Annotated in this window: 21 protein-coding genes; 9 read left to right on the forward strand and 12 right to left on the reverse strand. The window is 71.0% G+C overall.

Annotation, left to right across the window (positions count from 1 at the left end):
- Positions 1 to 59: 59 nt before the first annotated feature.
- Positions 60 to 884: a hypothetical protein gene (locus AB0G10_RS27700; RefSeq protein WP_360927681.1), complete on the reverse strand. Its 825-nt coding sequence runs from the start codon at positions 882 to 884 to the stop codon at positions 60 to 62.
- Between the two features lie 192 nt (positions 885 to 1,076).
- Between AB0G10_RS27700 and AB0G10_RS27705 the strand changes: the two genes are divergently transcribed.
- Positions 1,077 to 3,602: a M14 family zinc carboxypeptidase gene (locus AB0G10_RS27705; protein ID WP_360927683.1), complete on the forward strand. Its 2,526-nt coding sequence runs from the start codon at positions 1,077 to 1,079 to the stop codon at positions 3,600 to 3,602.
- 39 nt (positions 3,603 to 3,641) lie between these two features.
- Here AB0G10_RS27705 and AB0G10_RS27710 read toward each other — a convergent pair whose 3' ends face one another.
- The gene (locus tag AB0G10_RS27710; protein WP_360927686.1) at positions 3,642 to 4,061 is read right to left on the reverse strand and encodes an RDD family protein; all 420 of its coding nucleotides are present in this window, start codon (positions 4,059 to 4,061) and stop codon (positions 3,642 to 3,644) included.
- A gap of 177 nt (positions 4,062 to 4,238) precedes the next feature.
- On the opposite strand from AB0G10_RS27710, the gene AB0G10_RS27715 reads away from it, so the two are divergent.
- Positions 4,239 to 4,625 (forward strand): serine hydrolase domain-containing protein, encoded by a 387-nt coding sequence (locus AB0G10_RS27715; protein WP_360927688.1) that lies wholly within the window; start codon positions 4,239 to 4,241, stop codon positions 4,623 to 4,625.
- A 276-nt stretch (positions 4,626 to 4,901) separates the two neighbouring features.
- On the opposite strand, the gene AB0G10_RS27720 is transcribed toward AB0G10_RS27715, so the two are convergent.
- Together AB0G10_RS27720 and AB0G10_RS27725 are read right to left on the reverse strand one after the other, a co-directional pair.
- Entirely contained in the window at positions 4,902 to 6,827 is a 1,926-nt protein-coding gene (locus AB0G10_RS27720) for an ABC transporter ATP-binding protein (RefSeq protein WP_360927958.1), read from the reverse strand.
- 2 nt (positions 6,828 to 6,829) lie between these two features.
- Positions 6,830 to 8,602, reverse strand: coding sequence for an ABC transporter ATP-binding protein (locus AB0G10_RS27725; protein WP_360927691.1), 1,773 nt, complete (start codon positions 8,600 to 8,602; stop codon positions 6,830 to 6,832).
- 68 nt (positions 8,603 to 8,670) lie between these two features.
- Between AB0G10_RS27725 and AB0G10_RS27730 the strand changes: the two genes are divergently transcribed.
- Positions 8,671 to 9,564 carry a lamin tail domain-containing protein gene (locus tag AB0G10_RS27730; RefSeq protein ID WP_360927694.1) on the forward strand — a complete coding sequence of 298 codons (894 nt, stop codon included), beginning with the start codon at positions 8,671 to 8,673 and terminating at the stop codon, positions 9,562 to 9,564.
- On the opposite strand, the gene AB0G10_RS27735 is transcribed toward AB0G10_RS27730, so the two are convergent.
- The 6 genes from AB0G10_RS27735 to AB0G10_RS27760 all read right to left on the reverse strand — a co-directional run bounded on the left by AB0G10_RS27735 (position 9,555) and on the right by AB0G10_RS27760 (position 15,276).
- Positions 9,555 to 10,118 carry a hypothetical protein gene (locus AB0G10_RS27735; RefSeq protein ID WP_360927697.1) on the reverse strand — a complete coding sequence of 188 codons (564 nt, stop codon included), beginning with the start codon at positions 10,116 to 10,118 and terminating at the stop codon, positions 9,555 to 9,557. The two genes, AB0G10_RS27730 and AB0G10_RS27735, sit on opposite strands and share 10 nt — an antisense overlap.
- A 90-nt stretch (positions 10,119 to 10,208) precedes the next feature.
- On the reverse strand, positions 10,209 to 11,522 hold the full coding sequence (locus AB0G10_RS27740; protein WP_360927700.1) for a S1 family peptidase: 1,314 nt from the start codon (positions 11,520 to 11,522) through the stop codon (positions 10,209 to 10,211).
- A gap of 121 nt (positions 11,523 to 11,643) precedes the next feature.
- A complete protein-coding gene (locus tag AB0G10_RS27745) occupies positions 11,644 to 12,303 on the reverse strand; it encodes a thymidine kinase (RefSeq protein ID WP_360927703.1) in 660 nt (219 codons plus the stop codon).
- A 51-nt stretch (positions 12,304 to 12,354) separates the two neighbouring features.
- On the reverse strand, positions 12,355 to 13,698 hold the full coding sequence (locus tag AB0G10_RS27750) for an NAD(P)/FAD-dependent oxidoreductase (RefSeq protein ID WP_360927706.1): 1,344 nt from the start codon (positions 13,696 to 13,698) through the stop codon (positions 12,355 to 12,357).
- Between the two features lie 290 nt (positions 13,699 to 13,988).
- The gene (locus AB0G10_RS27755) at positions 13,989 to 14,414 is read right to left on the reverse strand and encodes a MarR family winged helix-turn-helix transcriptional regulator (protein WP_360927708.1); all 426 of its coding nucleotides are present in this window, start codon (positions 14,412 to 14,414) and stop codon (positions 13,989 to 13,991) included.
- A 16-nt stretch (positions 14,415 to 14,430) separates the two neighbouring features.
- Positions 14,431 to 15,276 (reverse strand): alpha/beta fold hydrolase, encoded by an 846-nt coding sequence (locus AB0G10_RS27760; protein ID WP_360927711.1) that lies wholly within the window; start codon positions 15,274 to 15,276, stop codon positions 14,431 to 14,433.
- A gap of 22 nt (positions 15,277 to 15,298) precedes the next feature.
- Between AB0G10_RS27760 and AB0G10_RS27765 the strand changes: the two genes are divergently transcribed.
- Genes AB0G10_RS27765 through AB0G10_RS27775 form a run of 3 tightly spaced genes read left to right on the forward strand, consistent with a single transcriptional unit; the run spans position 15,299 to position 16,414 of the window.
- The gene (locus tag AB0G10_RS27765; RefSeq protein ID WP_360927714.1) at positions 15,299 to 15,667 is read left to right on the forward strand and encodes an Mth938-like domain-containing protein; all 369 of its coding nucleotides are present in this window, start codon (positions 15,299 to 15,301) and stop codon (positions 15,665 to 15,667) included.
- Between the two features lie 32 nt (positions 15,668 to 15,699).
- Positions 15,700 to 16,038 carry an L-rhamnose mutarotase gene (locus AB0G10_RS27770; protein WP_360927717.1) on the forward strand — a complete coding sequence of 113 codons (339 nt, stop codon included), beginning with the start codon at positions 15,700 to 15,702 and terminating at the stop codon, positions 16,036 to 16,038.
- Positions 16,039 to 16,087: 49 nt separating this feature from the next.
- Positions 16,088 to 16,414 carry a hypothetical protein gene (locus AB0G10_RS27775; RefSeq protein WP_360927720.1) on the forward strand — a complete coding sequence of 109 codons (327 nt, stop codon included), beginning with the start codon at positions 16,088 to 16,090 and terminating at the stop codon, positions 16,412 to 16,414.
- Positions 16,415 to 16,479: 65 nt separating this feature from the next.
- Here AB0G10_RS27775 and AB0G10_RS27780 read toward each other — a convergent pair whose 3' ends face one another.
- Positions 16,480 to 17,790 (reverse strand): hypothetical protein, encoded by a 1,311-nt coding sequence (locus tag AB0G10_RS27780; RefSeq protein ID WP_360927723.1) that lies wholly within the window; start codon positions 17,788 to 17,790, stop codon positions 16,480 to 16,482.
- 51 nt (positions 17,791 to 17,841) lie between these two features.
- Between AB0G10_RS27780 and AB0G10_RS27785 the strand changes: the two genes are divergently transcribed.
- A complete protein-coding gene (locus AB0G10_RS27785; RefSeq protein WP_360927726.1) occupies positions 17,842 to 18,099 on the forward strand; it encodes an IclR family transcriptional regulator C-terminal domain-containing protein in 258 nt (85 codons plus the stop codon).
- Between the two features lie 41 nt (positions 18,100 to 18,140).
- Here the strand turns inward: AB0G10_RS27785 and AB0G10_RS27790 are convergent, their stop codons facing one another.
- Entirely contained in the window at positions 18,141 to 18,725 is a 585-nt protein-coding gene (locus tag AB0G10_RS27790) for a TetR/AcrR family transcriptional regulator (RefSeq protein ID WP_360927728.1), read from the reverse strand.
- Between the two features lie 142 nt (positions 18,726 to 18,867).
- Between AB0G10_RS27790 and AB0G10_RS27795 the strand changes: the two genes are divergently transcribed.
- Together AB0G10_RS27795 and AB0G10_RS27800 are read left to right on the forward strand one after the other, a co-directional pair.
- Positions 18,868 to 19,920 carry a hypothetical protein gene (locus tag AB0G10_RS27795; RefSeq protein WP_360927731.1) on the forward strand — a complete coding sequence of 351 codons (1,053 nt, stop codon included), beginning with the start codon at positions 18,868 to 18,870 and terminating at the stop codon, positions 19,918 to 19,920.
- A complete protein-coding gene (locus AB0G10_RS27800; protein WP_360927733.1) occupies positions 19,917 to 21,110 on the forward strand; it encodes a hypothetical protein in 1,194 nt (397 codons plus the stop codon). Before AB0G10_RS27795 ends, AB0G10_RS27800 begins: the two co-directional genes overlap by 4 nt.

Here is a 21,110-nt window from a genome sequence, read left to right on the forward strand (position 1 = left end):
ATCTTGTTGATTCGCGCTGCCCCGTTCCCGCACGGATCAACAAGATCGCGACGAGAGGGTCAGCTGTTCAACAGGTCGTAGACGTTCGCGGTGGCCTTCTTGACGTCGCCGGCGGCCGGCTCGGTGAGGGCCTTCGTGGCGTCGTACCCGGTGTAGGCGATCGTGCAGGTGCCGCCCTTGACCTTGCCGGCCGACGGGATCTTCACGGCCAGCTCGGCGAGGTGGCCGGACTTCGCGTCGACGGTCGCCTCGAACGGCACCGACTTCGCCTTGTCGCCGAGCTGCTCGACCTCCTCCTCCTTCAGCACCGGGTGCGCCGCGGCGATCTCGCTCAGGTCGGCGGTTCCGGTGAAGACGCCGTCGCCGGACCGGGCGACGTCGGTGGCGGTGCCGATCAGGACGCCGGCGCCGAGCGGGTCGGTCTCGTCGTTGTAGGAGAGCGGGCTGTCCGCGAAGTCGGTCAGCTCGGCCGGGTCGGCCGCGTACCAGGACTTGCCCACGCCCAGCTGCTCGGCGACGGCGGCCGGCTTGATCGCGAACTTGGCGTACGGCTTCTCGGCGCCGAACGCGAGGAACGACATCGTGAGGGAGCCGCCGACCTCGGGGATGTCCTCGGAGATCTTGGTGCTGATCGCCTTGCCCGGCGCGTCGAGGACACCGGTGAGGGCGTAGCAGGCGCCGCTGCTGGCGAACACGTACGCGGCGACCTTCTCGTCCGGGATCGACGCGAGCAGTTCCTCGGCCGGGGCCGGGGTGGCCGAGGCGGACGGCGCGGCGGCGGCGGTGCCGGAGGGGGAGTCGGAGGACGACGAACCGCATCCGGTCAGGCCGAGCGCGACGGCGGTGAGGGCGGCGAGACCGGCGAGGGGCCGGGTTGCGTTCATGGGGGTTGCTCCTGTGAATCTCATGGGAAAAGCGCGCAGATCATAGACGTGGCCCCGCCGGGACCTGCGATAACGTCCCTGCGAATGAGATGGGGACAACCGTGCCGGCCAGGGGATCGATGACCCTAACGGTATGAGGAAATGGCCGCATAGATCATTGCGCATGCATCGATGGCCGAGGAGGGTCGGCGGATGGACCTGTCACGAACGCTGGCCGGACTCGGAAGCGCGCTGCTGACCGCGGCCCTCATCGTCTCACCCGGGCCCGCCACCGCGGCGCCCGCCGACACGCCGTCGACCAGGGACTTCGGCAACGGGCCGGAGCGCAACGAGGTCGCGGCCCTGGAGAGCGCCGGTGTCCTCGCGCGGACGCTGGCGGCCGGGGATGCGCACGAGAGGTGGAGGCCGGGACAGCGCGGATATCCGCGGCGGACCGAGCTCCCGGTCTATCCCGAGAACCCCGACGATCGGTCGATCAAGCTCGGCCTCATTCCCTACCACGCCATCGCGCCCAAGCTGAACGCCCTCCAGAAGGCCTCGAACCGGGTCTCCGCCGAGGTGATCGGCAAGTCGGCAGGTGGCCGCGACCTGTATCTCGTCACGGTGACCGCGCCGGAGTCGGCCAGGGAGGCGGCGAGGCAGGATCAGTGGAAGACCTTGATCGAGGACAAACCGTGGGCAGCCAAATACGATAAATCCCTGAAAAGCGGCTATAAGACCCCGGTCTGGATCAACGCGAACATCCACGGCAACGAGTGGGAGGGCACCGACGGCGCCCTCCGCGTGATCGAACGGCTCGCCACGGCCACCGACGCCGCGACGACCGGCTTCCTCGAGCGGAGCCGCGTCTACGTGACGGTCACCAACAACCCGGACGGCCGGATCGCCGGCACCCGGGCCAACGGCGCTGGCTTCGACATCAACCGCGACCACGCCACCAGCTCCCAGCCCGAGTCCCGCGCGGTCCGCGACGTCGTGATCGGCACCCAGCCGTTCGTGATGCTCGACGAGCACGGCTACACCGGCACCACGCTGATCGAGCCGGCCACCCCGCCGCACGGCCAGAACTACGAGTACGACCTCTACATCAAGCACGCCCTCCCGAACGCGCTCGGCATGGAAGCGGCGATCCAGAAGCTCGGGTACCCGGAGACGACCCGCGCCGACATCCCGTTCCGCGACTACGCGCCCGGCGACTGGGACGACTGGCCGCCGATCTTCACCCCGATGTACGCCATGTACCAGGGCGCGATCGGCCACACCGTGGAGATCCCGCTCGCGGTCAACAACGCCAACTACACCACCCTGCCGGTCGAGGAGCTGCGCCGCCGCTCGGCGATCAACACGGACGTCGCGGCCGCCACGATCGAGGCCGCCCTCACCTACGCGGACACCAACAGGTCGTCGCTGCTCGCCGGCCAGATCGAGCAGTTCCGCCGGGGCTGGGCGGGTGAGCCGTCGCCGGTCATCCCGGACGGCTTCGTCGAGGGTTTCGGCCCGGAGGACCGCTACTCGACGACGTTCCCCCGCGCCTACGTGATCCCGGCCGGCACGCCCGCCGCGACGCGCCTGGTCAACCACCTGATCGACAACGACGTGCGGGTCGAGCGGGCGCAGCGGGACTTCACGCTGAACCACCGCCGGTACGCCGCCGGCACCTACCTCGTCGACATGCGCCAGCCGAAGCGCGGTCTCGCCAACGTGCTGCTGGAGGCGGGCCGGGACATCTCCGACCTGGTCCCGCAGATGTACGACATCTCCGGCTGGAGCCACGGCCTGCTCTGGGGCGCCACCGTCGACATCAGCCGCACCGCGTTCCCCCGCGTCGCCACCGCCCCGGTCCGGGAGGCCGCGCTGGAGGGCCGGGTCGAGGCGCGCAAGGGCCGGGATCTTCAGCTGACGCTGAGGGACGGCAACGACGTGCGCGCGGTGAATGAGCTGCTCACGCAGGGGATCAAACTGCGGCGTACGGGCGCGGCCACCGTCGTGGTCCCGGCCGAGGCGCGGCCCGAGGCCACTGCATTGGCACAGAGCCTGGGCGTACGTTTCACCGCGGCGCCCCCGGGCGCCAAGGGTGAGGTCCTCGGCCGGCCGGTGATCGCCGGCGCGATCTCGGCGGACGAGCTGTTCGCCCTGAAGGAGATGGGCTTCACGGTCCGTACGGTATCGACCGCCCTGCTCAACGGGGGCGCCTCGCTGGACGACGCGGACACGCTGATCGTCTCGTCCGGGCTGTCCTACGCCGCGCTGAACGCCACCGGCAAGGCGACCGTCGACGCGTTCCTGGCGCGCGGCGGTGGCGTGGTGACCCGCGGCGCGACCGGCGCGAACTTCAACGCGGCCGCCGGCGTGCTGCCGGCCGTGGCGACGGCCGGCCGGGGTGACGCGAACGGCGTCGTCGATGTGGTGAACGCCGGTCCGGTCGTGGGGGCGGGCTCGCTGCCGCACTCGTTCGTCTACTCGCCGATCTGGTTCACCGGCACCGGCTTCACCGTCGAGCAGCGGTACGGCGCGGATCCGCTGGTGGCCGGCCACTGGCTGCCCACGGCGGCCGGCACGAACGGCCCGGCGCAGGCGGCGGGCCAGGCCGCGGTGGTGTCGGGCACGACGGCCGGCGCGGGCCGGGCCGTCCTCTTCGGCACCGAGCCGCTGTTCCGGGCGCACCCGAAGGGCCTGTACGCGCAGTACGCCCGGGCCCTCTTCTGGACGGCCGGGTAGCCGATGACCCGCTGACCCGGTGGCGTGTGGGCCACCGGGTCAGCGTTCCACCACCACCGAGTTCGAGATGCGGTCGTGCAGGGTGCGGTGCTGCTCGCTGAACACGAAGAAGCAGTCGATCCAGGCGAACGCCGTCAGCGTCACCACGTTGAGCGCCACCTTGAGGCACATCTCGCGGACCGCCATCCGCTTCCGCCCGAACGGCAGCCCGGTCACCCCGTCCGCGACCACGTGACCGAGCAGCCGCTTCGCCGGCGTCTGCCCGGCCGGCCAGGTGAACATCGCCCACCCGAGCCAGCCGACGCCGAGCGTGACCACGAACAGCAGCAGATCGAGCAGCCCCGCCACCACCCGCCGGCCCGGCGTGACCAGCGCCGGCGCGGGCGGAATCCGATCAGCGACCAGCGGCGCCCATCCATAGGGAAGATCCGGATTGCCCGCCTCGGCCGGTGTGGTCATCTCCGTACCCTTCGTCCGTCCTGGTTGCCCACCCTCTTCCCGACGCGCGGGTAGGGCAATACATCGGACGGGTGGGTGTCCCCCTCACCCGAGGCCACCGTCCCCGTCGTATCGTCCGGCCGTGGACGACGATCTTCTGAACGACTTCGTGGAGCCCACCGGGAGCGGGACCTCGGCGTGTACGGCATCCACGTGCACCGGGACGGCCACGAGCCGCTGAGCCGCCGCTTCCGGTCCGACGACCGGGTCAACCTGTACTCGGTCGCGAAGACCTTCACGTCGGTGGCCCTCGGGCTGGCCGAGGCGGACGGCCGGCTCACCCTCGACGATCCGCTGCTCGACCACCTGCCGGAGCTGCGGCCGCTCGCGGCCGACGGGTTCGAGCGGGTCACCCTGCGGCACCTCGTGACGATGACGAGCGGCACCGGCCACCAGTGGTTCGCCGACGAGCGGATCGACGCGGCCGACCGTTCGCCGAGAGCGACCTGTTCCTTCGTACCGAAGAGCTCTCGCGCTTCGCCCGCCTGCTCCTGGCCGAAGGCGTGTGGGAAGGCCGCCGCCTGATCCCGGCGGACTACGTGCGAAGCCTCGCCACCGTCCACGACCTGATCCTGTCCCGAATCCAGCGCTGACCCCGCCCGGCTGCAGCCCAACGCTGTCCCGCCCGGCGTGTCACGACAACACGCTGCAGCTCGCCCGATGGGGGAGGGCGGGGACCGGGGCTGGGAGCGTGAGGGGACGCCGGGGCCGGCGGCGGCGTGCGCCGGCGGAAGGTGGCCGCAGGTGTGGTGCGCCACGGGACGGCGCCGGTGCGGTTGGGGATGGCCTAGTTCGTACAAATCATGTGTGTGACTGCCAGGTGGCGTACATCGCCGCGTAATGACCGCCTGCCGCCACCAGCTCCGCGTGCGTGCCGGATTCCTTGATGCGGCCCTCGTCGACCACGATGATGCGGTCGGCTCGGGCGGCGGTGGAGAAGCGGTGGGCCACCAGGATCGCGGTGCGGCCCTGGAGGAGGCGCTGGATGGCGGCCTCGACGCGGAGTTCGGAGCGGAGGTCGAGGCTGGAGGTCGCCTCGTCGAGGATGACGACGCGGGGTTCGGCCACGAAGACGCGGGCCAGGGCGATCAGCTGGCGTTCGCCGGAGGAGACGGACTGGCCCCGTTCGTGCAGGGTGGTGTGGATGCCGCCGGGGGAGCGGCCGACGAGGTCGGTGAGGCCGACGGCTTCGACGGCGGCCATGACCTCGGCGTCGGTGGCGTCGGGGCGGGCGAAGGCGATGTTGTCGCGCAGGGTTCCGGCGAAGAGGAACGGCTCCTGCGGGACGACGCCGACCTGGCGGTGCAGCGAGTCGAGGGTGACGTCGCGCAGGTCGTGGCCGTCGATCAGCACGGTGCCGGCGGACGGGTCGTAGAGGCGGGCCACCAGCTTCGCGAGCGTCGACTTGCCGGCGCCGGTCGGGCCCACGCAGGCGACCGTCTCACCCGGTGCGATGTGCAGGTTCACGTCGCGCAGCACCGGCCGCTCGTCGAAGTAGCCGAACGTGACGTCCCGCAGCACGATCTCCCCGGCGACCGGCGGAAGCGGAACCGCCGCCGGACTTTCCGGAAATGTCGGAAAAGTGCCTAGCAGGCCGCGCAGCTTCCCGAGCGCCGCCCGCGCCTGCTGGTAGTTCGTGTACAACTGCACCAGCTGCTGGACCGGCTGGAAGAACGCGTTCAAGTACAGCACGAACGCGGTCAGCTCCCCGATCGTGAGCGTCCCCCGCAGCACCATCCGGCCGCCGATGAGCAGCAGCGCCGCCAGCCCGAGCAGCCCGATCACCGACGTGCCGGGCCCGTAGATCGCGCTGATCCGGCCGGTGTGGTCGTTCGCGTCGCGGTAGGCGCCGACCACCTCGCGGTGCTCGACGACGTTGCGGTCCTGCTGGTTGTGCGCGGCGATCACCCGGACGCCGTTGAGGCTCTCCGAGAGGTGCGAGAAGAGCGAGGCGATGGCGTCCCGCTGGCGGTGGTAGCCGGCGTCGGCGGCGCGCCGGAACCAGAGCGAGAGCAGCAGCAGCGGCGGCACGACGAGGACCAGGGTGATCGCCGCGAGCAGGGCGTTGTAGTGGATCAGGATCGCGGTGACGACGACCATGGTGAGGCCGTGGATGAGGAACTGCGCGAAGCCCTCCTGGAGCAGCTGCTGGAGCGCCTCGACGTCGGATGTCATCCGGGTCATCGTGACGCCGGCCTTCTCCTTCACGTAGAAGTCGAGGCTGAGCCGCTGCAGGTGGGTGAAGATGCGGACGCGCAGGTCGCGCATGGCGTAGGCGGCGAGCCGCCCGCTCTGCCGGATCCGCACCCCGGAGGCGAGCGCGGTCAGGCCCACGGAGGCGAGGAAGGCGATGGCCGACCCGATCAGGATTTGCCGATCGCCCGCGCTGATGCCGTGGTCGATTCCTATCTGTACGAGGAGAGGCCCGGTCTGCAGGAGCAGCGCCTCGACGACCACGGCGACGGCCGCGGTGATCAGGAACCAGGGCCGCCCGGACAGCAGGGACCAGAGGGTGAGCCGGGTCCGGTCCGGCTGCTGCGAGAACGGCTCGCCGGGCCGGCCGTGATCCGGCTCGCGGGATTCCAGGACGGCGATCCCGGCGGCCAGCTCGGGCGGGATGCCGGCGAAAGGGCTGCCGCCGCGGCGACCGGCGCCGGTGCCGCCCATCCCGCCGATCGCGCCGGAGCCCGGCCCGCCGCCGGGTCCGCCGAAGCCGCCGCCGAACATGCTCACGCGGAGACCTCCTGGGCGGCGAGAACGCCGGCGTACGCCGGGACGTTCGCGAGCAGGTCGGCATGGGTCCCGTCGGCGGCGACCCGGCCGTTCTCGATCAGCACGACCCGGTCCGCCAGGCCGATCGTGGCGAGCCGGTGCGCCACCACGATCGTGGTCCGCCCCTCCATGAGCCCGCGCAGCGAGGCGTGGATCTCGTGCTCGACCCGTACGTCGACCGCGCTCGTGGCGTCGTCGAGGATCAGCACGGGCGGGTTGACCAGCAGCGCCCGCGCGATCGCGACCCGCTGCCGCTGCCCGCCGGACAGGGTGTAGCCGCGTTCGCCCACGACGGTGTCGTACCCGTCCGGGAGCTCGCTGATGAACGCGTCGGCGCCGGCCGCCCGGGCGGCCGCCTCCACCTCGTCGCGGGAGGCGCCCGGCCGGCCGAAGGCGATGTTCTCGTGCAGCGACACCGAGAAGAGGAACGGCTCGTCCGGCACGATCCCGACCCGGTCGCGCAGCGTGGTGAGCCGGTAGTCGCGTACGTCCTGCCCGTCGAGCAGCACCCGACCGGCGCCGGCGTCGTAGAAGCGGGCCGCCAGCCTGCCGACAGTGGACTTGCCGGAGCCGGTCGCGCCGACCAGGGCCACGGTCTCGCCCGGCGCGATCTCCAGGTCGAGGCCGTCCAGGGCGAGTGTCCCGTCGGGATAGCTGAAGTGGACGTCCTGGAAGCGCAGCGCGCCGCGAGGTGGGGGCGCGCTTCCTATTTCGGATATTTCTGAAATATCCGGTGTGGTGTCCAGGATCTCGTAGATCCGCTGCGCCGACGCCGCCGCCCGCTGGCCCATCATGATGATCATCCCGAGCATCCGGAACGGCGGCTGGAGCATCAGCACGTAGGAGTTGAACGCCACGATCGTCCCGACCGTGGCGTCGCCGTCGAGCACCATGAGCCCGCCGACCAGCAGCACCAGTGCGAGCCCGACCCGCGACAGGTTGTCCATGACCGGCATCCACCGGCTGCGGATCCGCGCGTCGGTGGTGTACGCCCACCGCACCCCGTCGGCCGCCGCCGCGAGACCGGCGATCTGCCGCCGCTCGGCCGCGAACGCCTTGACGATCCGGACGCCCTGGATGTTCTCGTCGACCACGGTCGCGACCCCGGCGAGCCGGGCCTGGATCAGCCAGGAGACCGGGAAGATCGCCTTGCGCATGCGTACGCCGAGGAACGCGATCACCGGCATGGCCGCCATCGCGACGATCGCGAGCGGCGCATTGATCGACAGCATCAGGCCGAAAGCGATCACCGCGATGGCGCATTGGACGAGGATCGACGGGCCGAACGCCAGGTACATCTGCACGGCCCGGATGTCGCTCGTCGCCCGGGACATCAGCTCACCGGACTGGACCCGGTCGTAGAATCCGTAGGACATCCTCATGAGATGGCCGAAGACGGTGTTCCGCAGGTCGTACTCGAGCTCGTACGCCGTACGCAACAGATGGAGCCGCGCGAAGTAGTTGATGATCCCCTGGGCGACCGCCAGGATCGCGATGAGCCACACGTAACGGCTCAGGCTCGCGGTGCGGTCGACGAGCGCCTCGTCGATGCCGACCCGCACCAGGTCGGGGATCTGCACCTGGACGATCAGGCCGATGAACGAGAGCACCAGTGACGTGATCAGCAGACCGCGGTGGGCGCGGACCAGCGGCCACGCTCGCCGTAACCAGGATCTGCCGGGATCGGGATCGATGCCGGCCTTGGGGGCCCGGCGTGGCGGGGAGGTCACGATGTTTAGCCTAGCTAACGACCCGGTTTTCTCAAGTGTCCGAGGTCCGCGCCGATAGGCGTCTCATGATGCGCCGTCTCGCTGCCGTCGTCGCCGCCGCCGCGCTCGCGCTGGGTGGAGCCGCCACCCCCGCGCAGGCGGCGACCCTCACCTGGACCGGGACCGTCGACTGGGTCGCCGACGGCGACACCCTCCGCGTCGACGTGCACGGCGACGGCACCAGCGCCCTGAAGTCGATCCGGCTGATCGGCATCCAGGCCATGGAGCAGACGGTGTACTCCCCGAAGCCCGCGAAGCGGCGCGGCGAGTGTCACGCGCTGGCCGCGACCGTGCGGGTCGAGCAGCTGGTCAAGGCCGGCGGCAACAAGGTACGGCTCACCGCGCTGAAGGCGTCCAGCTCCAGCGGTGAGCGCCCGCTCCGCTCGGCCGCCGTGAAGATCGGCGGAAAGTGGCAGGACATCGGCCTCGACCTGGTCGGGCGGGGCCTCGCGCTCTGGCTGCCGTTCTCCGGCGAGTGGACGTGGGACCAGCGCTACCTGGCCGCCGCGAAGGCGGCCGCCAAGGCGCACCGCGGCCTCTACGACACGGACGGCTGCGGCGCCGGGCCGGCGGCCGACGTGTCGCTGACCGTCAACCCCGACCCGGACGGTTCCGACGCTGAACACTTGAACGGCGAAGCATTCTTCGTGGAAAATCGCGGCACATCGCCGGTGAGCGTCGCCGGCTGGTGGGTCCGCGACTCCGCCTACCGCCGCTACACCTTCGCGAAGGGCACCACGATCCCGGCCGGCGGCACCCTCACGGTGCACGTGGGCAGGGGCACGAACACCGCCACCGACAAGTTCTGGGGCCTGACCCAGCCGATCTTCACGAACGTCGACCCGGCCAACCACGGCTACGGCGACGGCGGCTACCTCTTCGACCCGCAGGGCGACCTGCGGGCCTGGCAGATCTATCCCTGAGCGCGGGACGCCCCCGGCCCGCTCCTGATCACGAGGGACAGGCCGAACCGGGACTTCAGCGACGCCACGACGCCGGCCGGAATGTTCCCCTCCAGCTTCACCGAGCAGAGCGCCGGATCGATGGCGATGGCGTAGCCGCTCGCCTTCAGATCGGTGGCCCGCACGTCGGCGAGGACCTTCTCGAGCTCGGCGCGGCTCGTGGCGCAGGTGACCGTCCGGTACTTCCGGCCGTCCAGCGCGTCCCGCAGGCTCGCCACGGACTGCCGCTCGTCGGTGCCCGCGGCCAGGGCGATCACCAGTGTCCCGTCCGGGTCGGCGGTCAGCCCGACGAACCGCTCCGGATCCGCGGCCACCAGCTCGTCGAGCGAGCCGGGCGCCCCGACCGGTTTCCCCGAAGGGTCGCCCGCCTTTCCCGAGGCGTCGCCCGCCTTTCCCGAGGCGTCGCCCGCCGTGGGCTTCGCGGACTCCTCGGACGGCACGGGCTGGGCGCAGGACGCCAGCAGGAGCACGAGTCCGGCGGCGGCCAGGGACACGGGAGCGAGGCGGAGCGGCATGACGGAAGCCTCCAGGCGGGACGAGAGCCGAGTGGTCGATGAGACGGACGGGCGGCCCGGCCGGTTCCCACCGGACCGGGCCGCCTCGGCTCACGACGTCAGAACGGTCACGCCGAGATGGCTCTCGACGATGCCGATCCGCTCGGCGAACGCATTCCGCCCGCTGTCGGTGTACGCGATGATCATGCCGAGCGCGACCGCGTTGGCCGTGCCGCTCCTGATGTAGACCGGCCCGCCCGAGTCACCGCCGCGCACCGTCACGTCGTTGGCCCGCCGGGCCTGCATGAGACCGGTGGTGCAGCCCTCGTCGTCGCAGAACGAGGCGCTGACCGAGCTCACCACGAGGCCGCAGACCGCGCGCGTGATCATGCCGCTGAGGCACACCGAGTCACCGACCACCGGGTTCCGCTTGCTGGTGATGTTGCGGGTGTTCGGGCAGCAGGGGTCGACGTGGATCTGGTTGTCGTACGTCTCCGCGGACGACGCGACGCCCATCATGTCGTACGTCGGGTAGTTCGCCTCACCCCACGCCGTTCCCCAGAACTGGGTCGACGAGTAGATCGCCTGGCCGTTGGAGAAGCAGTGCCCGGCCGTCAGGCCGCCCCGCTGGCCGTTCGAGTTGCGCCGGACCGCGAACGTGGTCGTGCAGGTGTTCGTGTTGATGCCGCCGGATCCGGCCCGCACGCCGGCGCCGCCGTAGTGCGCCTCGCCGTCGTCGAGCCGCCCGGACCGGGCCGCCTCACCGACGGTGACCACCGCGACGTCCCCGAGCGCGGTCCGGGCCGCCTCGGCCGCCGCGGTGTCGTCCGGGTCGAAGCTCACGTGCAGCCGCGAGTCCGACGCGTCCAGGTAGTAGCTGAACGTCGCCTTCTTCGCCGACGCGTGCCAGGCCTTGCCGCGCAGCAGCTCGTCGGCCTTGGCGATCTTCTCTCCGCTGTGGCAGCCGGCGATGACGTCCGACTGCAGCGGCGTCGCCTCGGTGGACGCCCGGGCCCCCGCGGCGCGGGCGGTGCTCATCGCGCCGCGCAGGCCGGCGGCCTTTCCGGCGTACTCGGGCGTGACCACGACCTTGACGCTCTTGGTGTTGTGGTCGACGGCCGCGCCCAGATAGCCCCGGCGGGCCAGCTCGGCGATCGACTCCTTGCCGTTCTCAGCGATCTTGAAGTGCCGCTGCGCGGCCTTCTGCACGGCGGCGTTGGTGGCCGGAGTGGCGCCTTCCTCGAGCCACTTGGCATAGACGGGCCCGCCGTCGATCGTGCGGGCGGTGTTGAGGCGGGCGGTGTCCGGCGCCGCCACCGTGCAGTCGGCGGCCGCGGCGGCCGAAGCCCCCGAGCCGGGTGCCGCCATGACGGCGGTGAGCAGCAGTCCCGCGGCCCCCGCGGACAGTGCCTGTCGAACGATCAAGTGGCCCTCCAAGTTGGACGATCAACTGAGGGCACCCTAAGAGCGGGGTGGCGCGCCGGCTGCCCGGCAAACCACTCAATATCGACAAGCGGCTATATGTGAGTTTCTCGGTGACGGACGTCTATTCAGGCCCGGCGTTGCCGTTGCGCCAGTGCCGCCGGCAGAGCACCCGGTACGTCACCTCGGCCGCCTCGTCGATGTCCCCGACGGCCACCTGGGCGCCGCTCCGCGCGACCCGCCCGTCCTCGATCCGCGCGTTCTGCCGCCCCGGCCGGCCGCACCAGCACGTCACCTCTACCTGCAGCGAGACGATCCGGTCGGCCAGTTCGAGGAGCCGCTGCGAGCCGGGGAAGAGCCGGGACAAGAAGTCCGTCGAGATCGCGTAACAGTCCACGTCGACGTGGAGTTCGTCGACGGCGTACGCAAGCTGCTCCACCTGCTCGGGGTGGAGGAACTGGGCCTCGTCGACGATCACGAAGCCACCGGCCGGCACCTGCTGTTCGATCAGCGTCACCAGGTCGGCGCCGTCGAGCACCTCGATGGCGTCCGCCGCCACGCCGAGCCGCGACGACAGGACCCCGCTGCCGGCCCGGTCCATGCTGGTGAGCAGGACCCCGGGCCGGCCGGCCTGGCGGCGGTTGTACGCGTTCTGCAACGCCAGCGTCGACTTGCCGGCGCCCATGCTCCCGTGGAAGAGGGTCAGCTCGTGGAACACCGGGGCCAGCGCCCGCTGCCGTGGCACGACGACGGGTTGCTGGACCGGGGACGTGACCGGAACCACGAATGAACCTTCCTCAAGACTGCGGGGGCCGGTACACGCTACCTGGCGGTCCTAGCGGCTCTCCTCCGCCTCACGCCTGAACGGGTCGCCGTACAGGCGGAGGGCCCGCCGGGCGAACGCCTGCTGCTGGGTGGCCACTCGTTCCGACCTGCCCCGGCCCAGGAAGCTGACCGCCCAGTGCAGCACCGCTGTCACCCGGTTCTTGAAGCCGACCAGGTAGAACAGGTGCACGGCGACCCAGACCACCCACGCCGGGAAGCCGGACAGGTGCACCTTGCCGATGCTCGCGACCGCGGAGAACCGGGAGATCGTGGCGAGGCTGCCCTTGTCGAAGTACTTGAACGGCTGCTTGTCCGGTTTGCCGGTGAGCCGCCGCTTGATCTGGTCGGCCGCGTGCCGGCCGCTCTGGATGGCGACCTGCGCCACACCGGGCAGCGGCCGGCCGTCGTCCCCGGCCAGGTTCATCATGTCGCCGAGCACGAAGATCTCCGGGTGCCCGGGCAGCGTGGTGTCCGGCTCGACGTGCACCCGGCCGGCCCGGTCGGTCTTCGCCCCGGTCGCGTCGGCCAGCTTCGTGGCGATCGTCGGCGCGGCCACGCCGGCCGCCCACACCTTCGTCATGGTGGGGATCCGCTGCCGGCCGGAGGACGTCTCGACCTCGATGCCGGTGGTGTCGACGCCGACCACCTTGGTGTTCAGCATCACCTCGACGCCGAGCTTCTCCAGCTGCTCCTTCGCACGCCCGGACAGCCGGTCGCCGAACGTGTTGAGCACCGCCCCGACCGCGTCCACGAGCAGGATCCGGGACTTGCGGGTGTCGATGTGCCGGTACTGCTCGGGCAGCGTCCGGTGGGCCAGCTCGGCGATCTGCCCGGCCATTTCGGTGCCGGTCGGGCCGGCGCCGACCACCACGAAGGTGAGCCAGCGCTCCTTGTCCGCCGGATCGGTCTGCAGGTCGGCCACCTCGAAGGCGCCGAAGATCCGGGCCCGCAGCTCGAGCGCGTCGTCGATGCTCTTCATGCCGGGCGCGTACTCGGCGAACTCGTCGTTGCCGAAGTACGACTGCGAGGCCCCGGCCGCCACGATGAGCGTGTCGTACTCGACGGTGTAGTCGATGCCCGGCCCGCTGACCGACACGACCTTGTTCTCGACGTCCACGTCCTGCACCCAGCCGAGCCGGACGTCGACGTTCTTCTGCCGCTTCAGCACTTCCCGGATGGGCGGCGCCACCTCGCCCTCGGACAGGATGCCGGTGGCGACCTGATAGAGCAGCGGCTGGAACAGGTGATACGCAGTTCCGTTGATCAGGGTGATGTCGACGTTCGCCCGGCGCAGCGCCTTGATGGCGAAGAGCCCGCCGAACCCCGCTCCGACAACCACGACCCGATGACGCATGCTCGCTCCCAACGGTAGGGCACCCGATTCCACACTGGTATGCCCACGCTTCGAGCGGAAGTCACGCGGCCTGGGCTTTCCGCCACAAATTCCAAGACCATTTTTTCGTACGAGGTCAGAACCGCCCCCGACCGCATCACCGGCCTCCCCGGCCACGACGCGGGCCGGGACTCCCGTCCCGGCCGCCAGGCGCCTTTCGCGTGAGGCGCGCCCGAACGCCGGACCCGTCCCGCCCGCCGCCGCCTCCCCGCTCAGCAGCCGCGGCCTCCCCGCTCAGCAGCCGCCGGCGCTCAGGGTTGGAGTGTCGCCGCGTGGGAGAGCCAGCGCGCCACGACGGCCAGTTCCTCCGCCGTGAAGCCCTCGGTCAGATGCGCGTTGAGATCCCGGACCACGACCCGAGCCGTGTCCGCCGCCTCCCGCCCGAGCGGGGTCAGCGTCAGCCGCACGGCCCGTGCATCCGATTCATCCGGATTTTTCGCTAAAAATCCGGATTTTTCTAGTCGAGTGATCAACCCGCTCATCCCGGACGGGGACGCGCACAACGCCGCTGTCACGTCCCCGACCAGCGCGTGGTCGTGCGCCGCCAGATAGAACAGCACTCCCGCTCCGGCGGCCCCGATCCCGGTGTCCCCGGCCCGCCCGTCGATCCAGCGCCGGACCGCGCGCTCGGCGGTCATCATCTCGAAGACAAGCCGGGGGGTCAGGGGCGCCGTCATAACCGGAGACTAGTGCTCACCGGCACTGCTTCTGCAGCCACGTGAGCAGTTCCGGCCAGAGGGTGTCCCGTACCCCGCGGCGCAGGAACCCGTGGTGCCCGATGGCGTCCACGCCGCCGTCGGCCGGGGAGTAGGTGCGGCGTTCCACGTCGGCGCCGGTCAGATGCCCGGTCAGCCGATCGATCGAGGCCGGCGTGGCCCACTTGTCGTCGGTGAACCCCACCGCCAGGACCGGCTGGGTGACCGTCGCCGCCCGGGCCGCGGCCTCCATGGCCGGGTCGTCGAAGAAGTAGCCGTCGAGCTTCGCCCAGGCGCCCCACTGCCGCATCGCGGTGGCCGGGATGTCCTCGCCGAGCCCGAGCCGGCGGGCGGGCACGTAGCCGAGCACCGCCGCGAGTGCCGGGCCGAGGACGTGCAGCACGAGGCGTACCCGCCGGCGCTCGGCCGGATCCGGGATGGCCGCGACCGAGGCGGCGTGCGACGCGAGGATGACGAGACCGGCGAGCCCGCTTCCCCCGTACCCGAGAGCGAGCGCATGACCGCCGACGCTGTGCCCGATCGCGAGCTGCGGCTGACCGGGGAATCTCGTGGCGGTCCAGGCCGTCACCGCGGGCACGTCCTCGGTGATCCAGTCGCGCATGCCGAGCGAGCGGTTGGCGCGCGGCGAGCCGGACCGCCCGGTGCCGCGATAGTCGTAGGTGAGCGTCGCGATCCCGTTGCCGGCCAGGTACGAGGCGAAGTTCGCGTAGAACCGCTCGGGCGTCGCGGTCGCCGGGTGGATGACCAGCGCGGCGGCCGGAGTCTCGTCGGGTTCCCGCAGCGTTCCCGCGATCTGCCCGATCCGGACCTCGTTAGTTCGCATGCGAACAATATAGCCTGGGGTCATGACCGCTGACTCTCCGCGCATCGAGTCGATCTCCTGGGGCCGCATCGAGGTGGCCGGCCTGGCGCCGGGCAAGGACTTCAAGCTCTATCCGGGCGGCGGCCGGCCGTGGGACTGGCGGGAGACCGGCACCGAGCATGAGCCCGGCATCCAGCCCGCCGACGTCGAGGAGCTGCTGGAGCAAGGCGCCACCGTCGTCGTCCTCTCCCGGGGCATGGAGAACCGCCTCAAGACCGACCCGGCCACCCTCCAGTCGCTGCGCGACCGCGACGTGGTCGTGCACGAGGCGGAGACCACCGAGGCGGTCCGGATCTACAACGAGCTGGCCGGTCACCAGCCGGTCGGCGGACTCTTCCACTCGACCTGCTAGAAACGTTTCAAACGGCGGTGCATAATCCCGGCATGACACGCGTCTGCTTCACCCTCCAGGTCGACCCGACGAAGCTGGACGCCTACCGCGAGGCGCACGCCGCGGTCTGGCCGGACATGCTCCGGGCGCTGGCCGATACCGGCTGGCACGACTACCGCCTCTTCCTGCGCCCGGACGGCCTGCTCGTCGGCTTCCTGGAGACCGACGACTTCGCGGCGGCGCAGGAGGCGATGGCCCGCACCGAGGTCAACGCCCGCTGGCAGGCCGCCATGGCCGGCTTCTTCCCCGCCCTCGGCGACGCCCGCCCCGACGAGGGCATGCTCGTCCTCGACCAGGTCTTCCACCTGGAGGAACAGCTGGCGCGGCTCTGATGTCCGCCGGCCCGCCCATCCACGTCGACGCCCAGCCGGCGCGGCTCTGATGTCCGCCGGCCCGCCCATTCACGTCGACGCCCAGCTGGGCGGTCCGGTGGCGGCCCGGTCGATCCTGGCCTCCACCTTCGGCCTGGTCGCCGACCTGCCCCCGGCCGTGCGTTCCGGTTGCGGCCGCGAGGTTCCGCGGGCGATGACATCCGTACGCCCGGAAGCCGTCACCTGCCCTCCCTGCCGTGAATTCGCGGCGGCCGCCCACGAGCGCCTCGCCGAACAGGTGGAGACCCTCGGCGCGATGCCGGGCAGCCCGTTCACGCCGGCCCAGGCGCAGGAGGCGGCGGCTCATCATCGAGCCATGGCTCGCCGATTCCGATAGATCGCTCCTCGCCGGGTTTCCTCGACAGGGCGGCGAGCATCATCCGGACGGCTCCGATGATGTTGTCAGGCGTCCGGGCCCCGGTGCGGTGAGCCAGCTCGCGCACCTGCTGGTGGAGTGCGATCAAACGATCGCTGTCCACGCTGAGCTGATGATGCCGGGACTGATCGAGAAGGATCTCCGCGGTGATCCCGTCGGAGGCGTAGAGGGCGGGATCGAGAAGCTCGGGGTGCGAGGTCAGCACCTCCGGGCGGGTGCTGACGACGACCGCGAGGGTGAAGGGGCTCAACTCGATCTGCGGGCGGTGACGGAGCGACCACCCCACGAGAGCGTCGATTTCGGGCAGGGGCAGGACGCGGCAAGTCCGTCCACGCTTCGTCATGAGCGGAGGCGAGACCGATCAAGGCCGAGATGATCAGTTCGACCGGGTTGTCACCACCGGAGTCGTAGACTCCGCGCGCGGCGGCGCTCCCGTATTGAAGGATCTGCTCGTCATGGGTGTCACCGCGTAAGCGCGCCGCCATGACGGCATAGATCCACGAGGTCCGTTCGGGGATCTCCGTCGTGAGGGTGTCGCCGACCCGTTCGACGGTGCGCAGGACGGCGATCCAGCTCTCGTTGTCGAGACCTGCCCTCCAGAGGTGCACGAGCGAATCCCACTGCTCCCACCCGGGGACGGGGAAGGGCGAGTCGATCGCCGCGCGGAGCAGCACGAGGTTCGCCGTGTACACGGCCATCTCGCGGAGCCGGTCCACGCCCATCGGCGTGTAGTCGGTGAAGCGCACCGAGGGCGGCCGCTGCCGGGCTCCCGCGACGAGCTGGTCGATCAACGCGACGATCCGCTCCCGGCGATCCTCCGGCAGGTGCGCGGCGAGTTCGGTGACGAAGGCCGGCACCGAAGGGCGCTTCGCCAGGATCTGCTGGGAGATGAGCGCGTGCAGCAGGTCGTCGTTGACGTCCGGGTGGAGTTCCGGCCCGGCGAGCCGGCCGAGCTCACCCACCAGGTGATCCGCGACGAAGAACTCGCCGAACGTGGCGTGCAGGAATTCGTAGCTGGCCTGAGCGCGCCGCTGATCGTCGGCGTCGGACTCGGCGGCGTGCATGAAGAAGAACTGGCCGATCGTCCGCTGCCCGAGGACCGCGGCCCGTTCGCCGTGATGCCCACGCCCGAGGGCTTTGAGGTCGTTGCCGAGGTCCTCGTCGCCGACGCTCTGCGCGCCGCGGTTGAACATGGCGAGCCCCGCGACCCGCAGGCGCCAGAGATGATCCCTGATCGCGGTCGCCACCGCCGGGTCGTCGTGGCGGAGCTGCTTGGTCGCCTCGCGGTAGGCGAACCGCTGGGCACCCCGGTAGGTCAGCGGCGGATCGAGACGCATGCGACCACAGTAGAGCGCGGGCCAGGCGAACATCGGCGGCTCCTGATCGGCGTGAGCGCGATGGGTCCGAGGCGCTGGAAGGCGGCGTCGAGGGCCACCGCCGCGTCGGCCACCCAGGCGCGCAGTCCGGCGGCGGGGCGGCGGGCGCCCTCGGCGATGCCGGCGGCGGCGCAAGGCGGCGCGGTGGGGCGGGTCGAGGCGGCCGTCTCCATCCCGATGCCGGCCCGCCGGTTCTCGCGGGAGCGGCTGCCGGAGATCGTCGCGGCGCTTGCCGTCACGGCGCGTCACATCGAGCGGGATCTGCGGTGACACGAACGGCAGCGGCCATTTCCCTCGTACCCGAAAAGGTCTTAAATCAGGAGATGCCGCCAGCTGTCGGTCATGGTGGAGAGGGTGACGTCGCGGTCGAAGGTCCAGCCGGACTCGAACCAGCGCCGCGCCACGTGCTCGAACTGGCCGAACGCCAGCATGCACCGCACCTGCCGGGTGGCCGGGTCGAAGCGGCCGGCGCGGTCGAGGCCGGCCCGCATGGCCGCCGTCGTCGCGTCGAACCAGGCGGTCAGCGTCGCGTTGATCTCCGGCTCGATCGCGGCGGCCTGGTAGGCGCTGCGCAGGTACGGCCCGATCTCGGCCCACTGGTCGAACCGGCGCGCCAGCCACCGCTCGACGAGCGCCGGCTCGCCGCGCTCGATCACCTCGGCGAGCGGGGGATCGTCGACGCCGTCCAGAAGATCGCGGACGTCCTCGATGAGCGCCTGCATGAGCAGCGATTTCGACGCGAAGTGCAGGTAGAACGTGGTCCGCGTGGTGCCGGCGCCAGCCGCGATCTCATCGACCGTGGTCGCGGCGTAACCCTTCGTACGGAAAAGGGCGAGCCCGTGATCCAGAAGCAGCCGGCGGGTCATCTGTTTCTGTGTCGCGCGCAGGTTCGCCACGGTGAGTCACCCTAGTCGCATCACTCTCCGCTGTCGCCGACTCTCCCACCCACTCGGCCCGGCCACTCTCGCGGTCGATCGAATCATGTAACAACGACGATGTAGGTTACGTGCGCTGGATTTCTTCACGGGGGTGGTTCGCATGTCGACATCGGTGGAACGGGAGGCGGTCACACCGGTCGCCGTGCCGTTCAGCGCGCGAGAGCGGTGGACGCTCGTCGTCGCGAGCGCGTGGCTGGTCATCGGGTTGCAGCTGGACGCGTACGCGCACGCGACCACACCGGAGCTCGAGACGTTCTGGACGCCGTGGCACGGGGTGCTCTACTCCGGCATCGCGGTCTCCGGCTTCACCCTGCTCTGGATCATGCGGGGCCGGCTGCCGAGCGTGCCGACCTACCGGTCGCTGCTGGCGCTGCCGAACGCCCTGCGCCTGCCGCTCGCCGGGATGGCCGCGCTGCTCGTCGGCGGTGGCATGGACACGCTGTGGCACAACCTGTTCGGCATCGAGCGGGACATGGAGATCTTCGTGTCGCCCAGCCACGAGCTGATCATCCTGGGCATGGCGCTGGTCGCGATGGGCCCGGCGCTCATGCAGGCCACGCTGCCCTCCCCGACGCTCGGCGCGGCCGGTGGCTGGCTGGTCGGGACCTCGGTGCTCTTCGCGGTGCTGCCGGTGCACATCTACTCGCTGCACGCCTCGGCGATCGGTTTCCGCCACCTCGGCATGGGCGAGGAGCCGACGCCGATCTTCTCGCCGGACGCGCAGCTCGTGCACGGCTACATCTTCAGCACGCTCCTGCTCCTGCTGCCGCTGATCGTCATCGGACGGCGCTGGCCGCTGCCGCTCGGCCTGCCCACCGCGCTGATCGCCATCCCGGCCGTGCTGATGCACCTCATGTTCGACTCCGAGGACGCCTGGTGGCCGGCGCTCACCGTGGCCGCCGCCGCGCTGGTCCTGGAGATCGTGTTCCGGATCGGCAACCGGCTCACGACGCTCCCGGTCAACGCCCGGTGGATCCTGCTCGGCCTGCTCGCGCCGCCGCTGACCTGGGGTTCGGTGCTGCTCGTCGGCAAGATCGAGGAGGGCAGCGTCGGGTTCAACATCCACATGGTGACCGGGTTGCTGATGTACACGGCGCTCACCGGGGTGGGTACCGTGCTGGTGGCGCGCAGCGTGCAGTATCTCCAGAAGTGAGGCTCCTCGGATCACTCGCCTTCGTCGCGATATTCCTGGGCATTCCGTCTCCCGCGCTCGCGCACGCCGGCGGCCTGACCGCCACCGACGGCCGCACCACGCTGATCTCGATCACACCCGAGGTGCCCGGCCTTGAGATCCGGGTGATCGAGAACGGCGCCCGGCTGCTCCTGCGCAACGGCACCGGTGGTCCGGTATCGGTCGGCGACAGGACCGTTCCGCCCGGCCGCACCCACACCTGGATCGACGCCCGGACCACCCCGGAGGGCCGCTCGCTGTCGGCCGGGGAGGCCGTGGACTGGACGATTCCGGTCACGGCCGGCGGGACCACCGTCGTCGTCAGCGGCCGCATCACCGGGGGGAAACCGCCGCTCGCTCCGGCCTGGTGGGCCGCGGCGGTCCTGCTCGGCGCGGCGCTGGTCGTGCTGTCCCGCCGGATCGCCCGCGGTGACCTGCTGCTCTGCGGCGCCGGCCTGGTCGCGGCGGCCGCCTCGATCGCGCACGTGACCGGATCGACCCTGATCGTCGAGTCCGGACCGCCGGCCACCACGTTCCTCAGCGCGGCCGGGATCAACCTGCTCGCCTGGCCGCTGCTGATCGGCGGGGCGGTGACGGCGCTGCGCGGCCGGGCCGGCGGGGTCCTCGCGGTCTGTGGCGGGGCCGCCCTCACCGCGGTGTTCGTGCTGCCCGACGTCACGTCGTTCCACCGGGCGGTCGTGCCGTTCGCCGGCCCCGCCGCGGTCGAGCGGGTGCTGGTCGTGCTCGCCCTCGGGCTCGGCGCCGGCGTCGCGGTGGCGGGCGCCGGCGTGCTGCGGACGCTGGCCCGGCAGCCGTCGGCACTCCTGCTCGTCGGCGTGCTGCTGCTCGGCGGCTGCACCCGGGCCGATCCGGCCGAGGCCGTCCCCGCCTCCTGCGGGTCGGCCGCGCCTGGTTCCGTACCCATCAATGTCGCTCTCCGTGAAGGGCGCGCGGAGCCCGCACCGCATCGGGTTGCGGTGCCGCTGGACAGCACGGTGCTGCTCGGGGTGGCCGCCGACGTCGCCGGGGATGTTCATGTGCACGGCTATGACCTGGAGTTTCCGGTGCAGGCCGGGCAGTCGTCATGCGTCTTCTTCGCGGCGGACGTGGCCGGCCTGCATGACGTCGAAATGCATCCGTCGACGCTGCTGGTGCAGATCGAGGTCCGGTGA

It is taken from the genome of Actinoplanes sp. NPDC023714 (genome assembly GCF_040639855.1).
Lineage (GTDB): Bacteria > Actinomycetota > Actinomycetes > Mycobacteriales > Micromonosporaceae > Actinoplanes.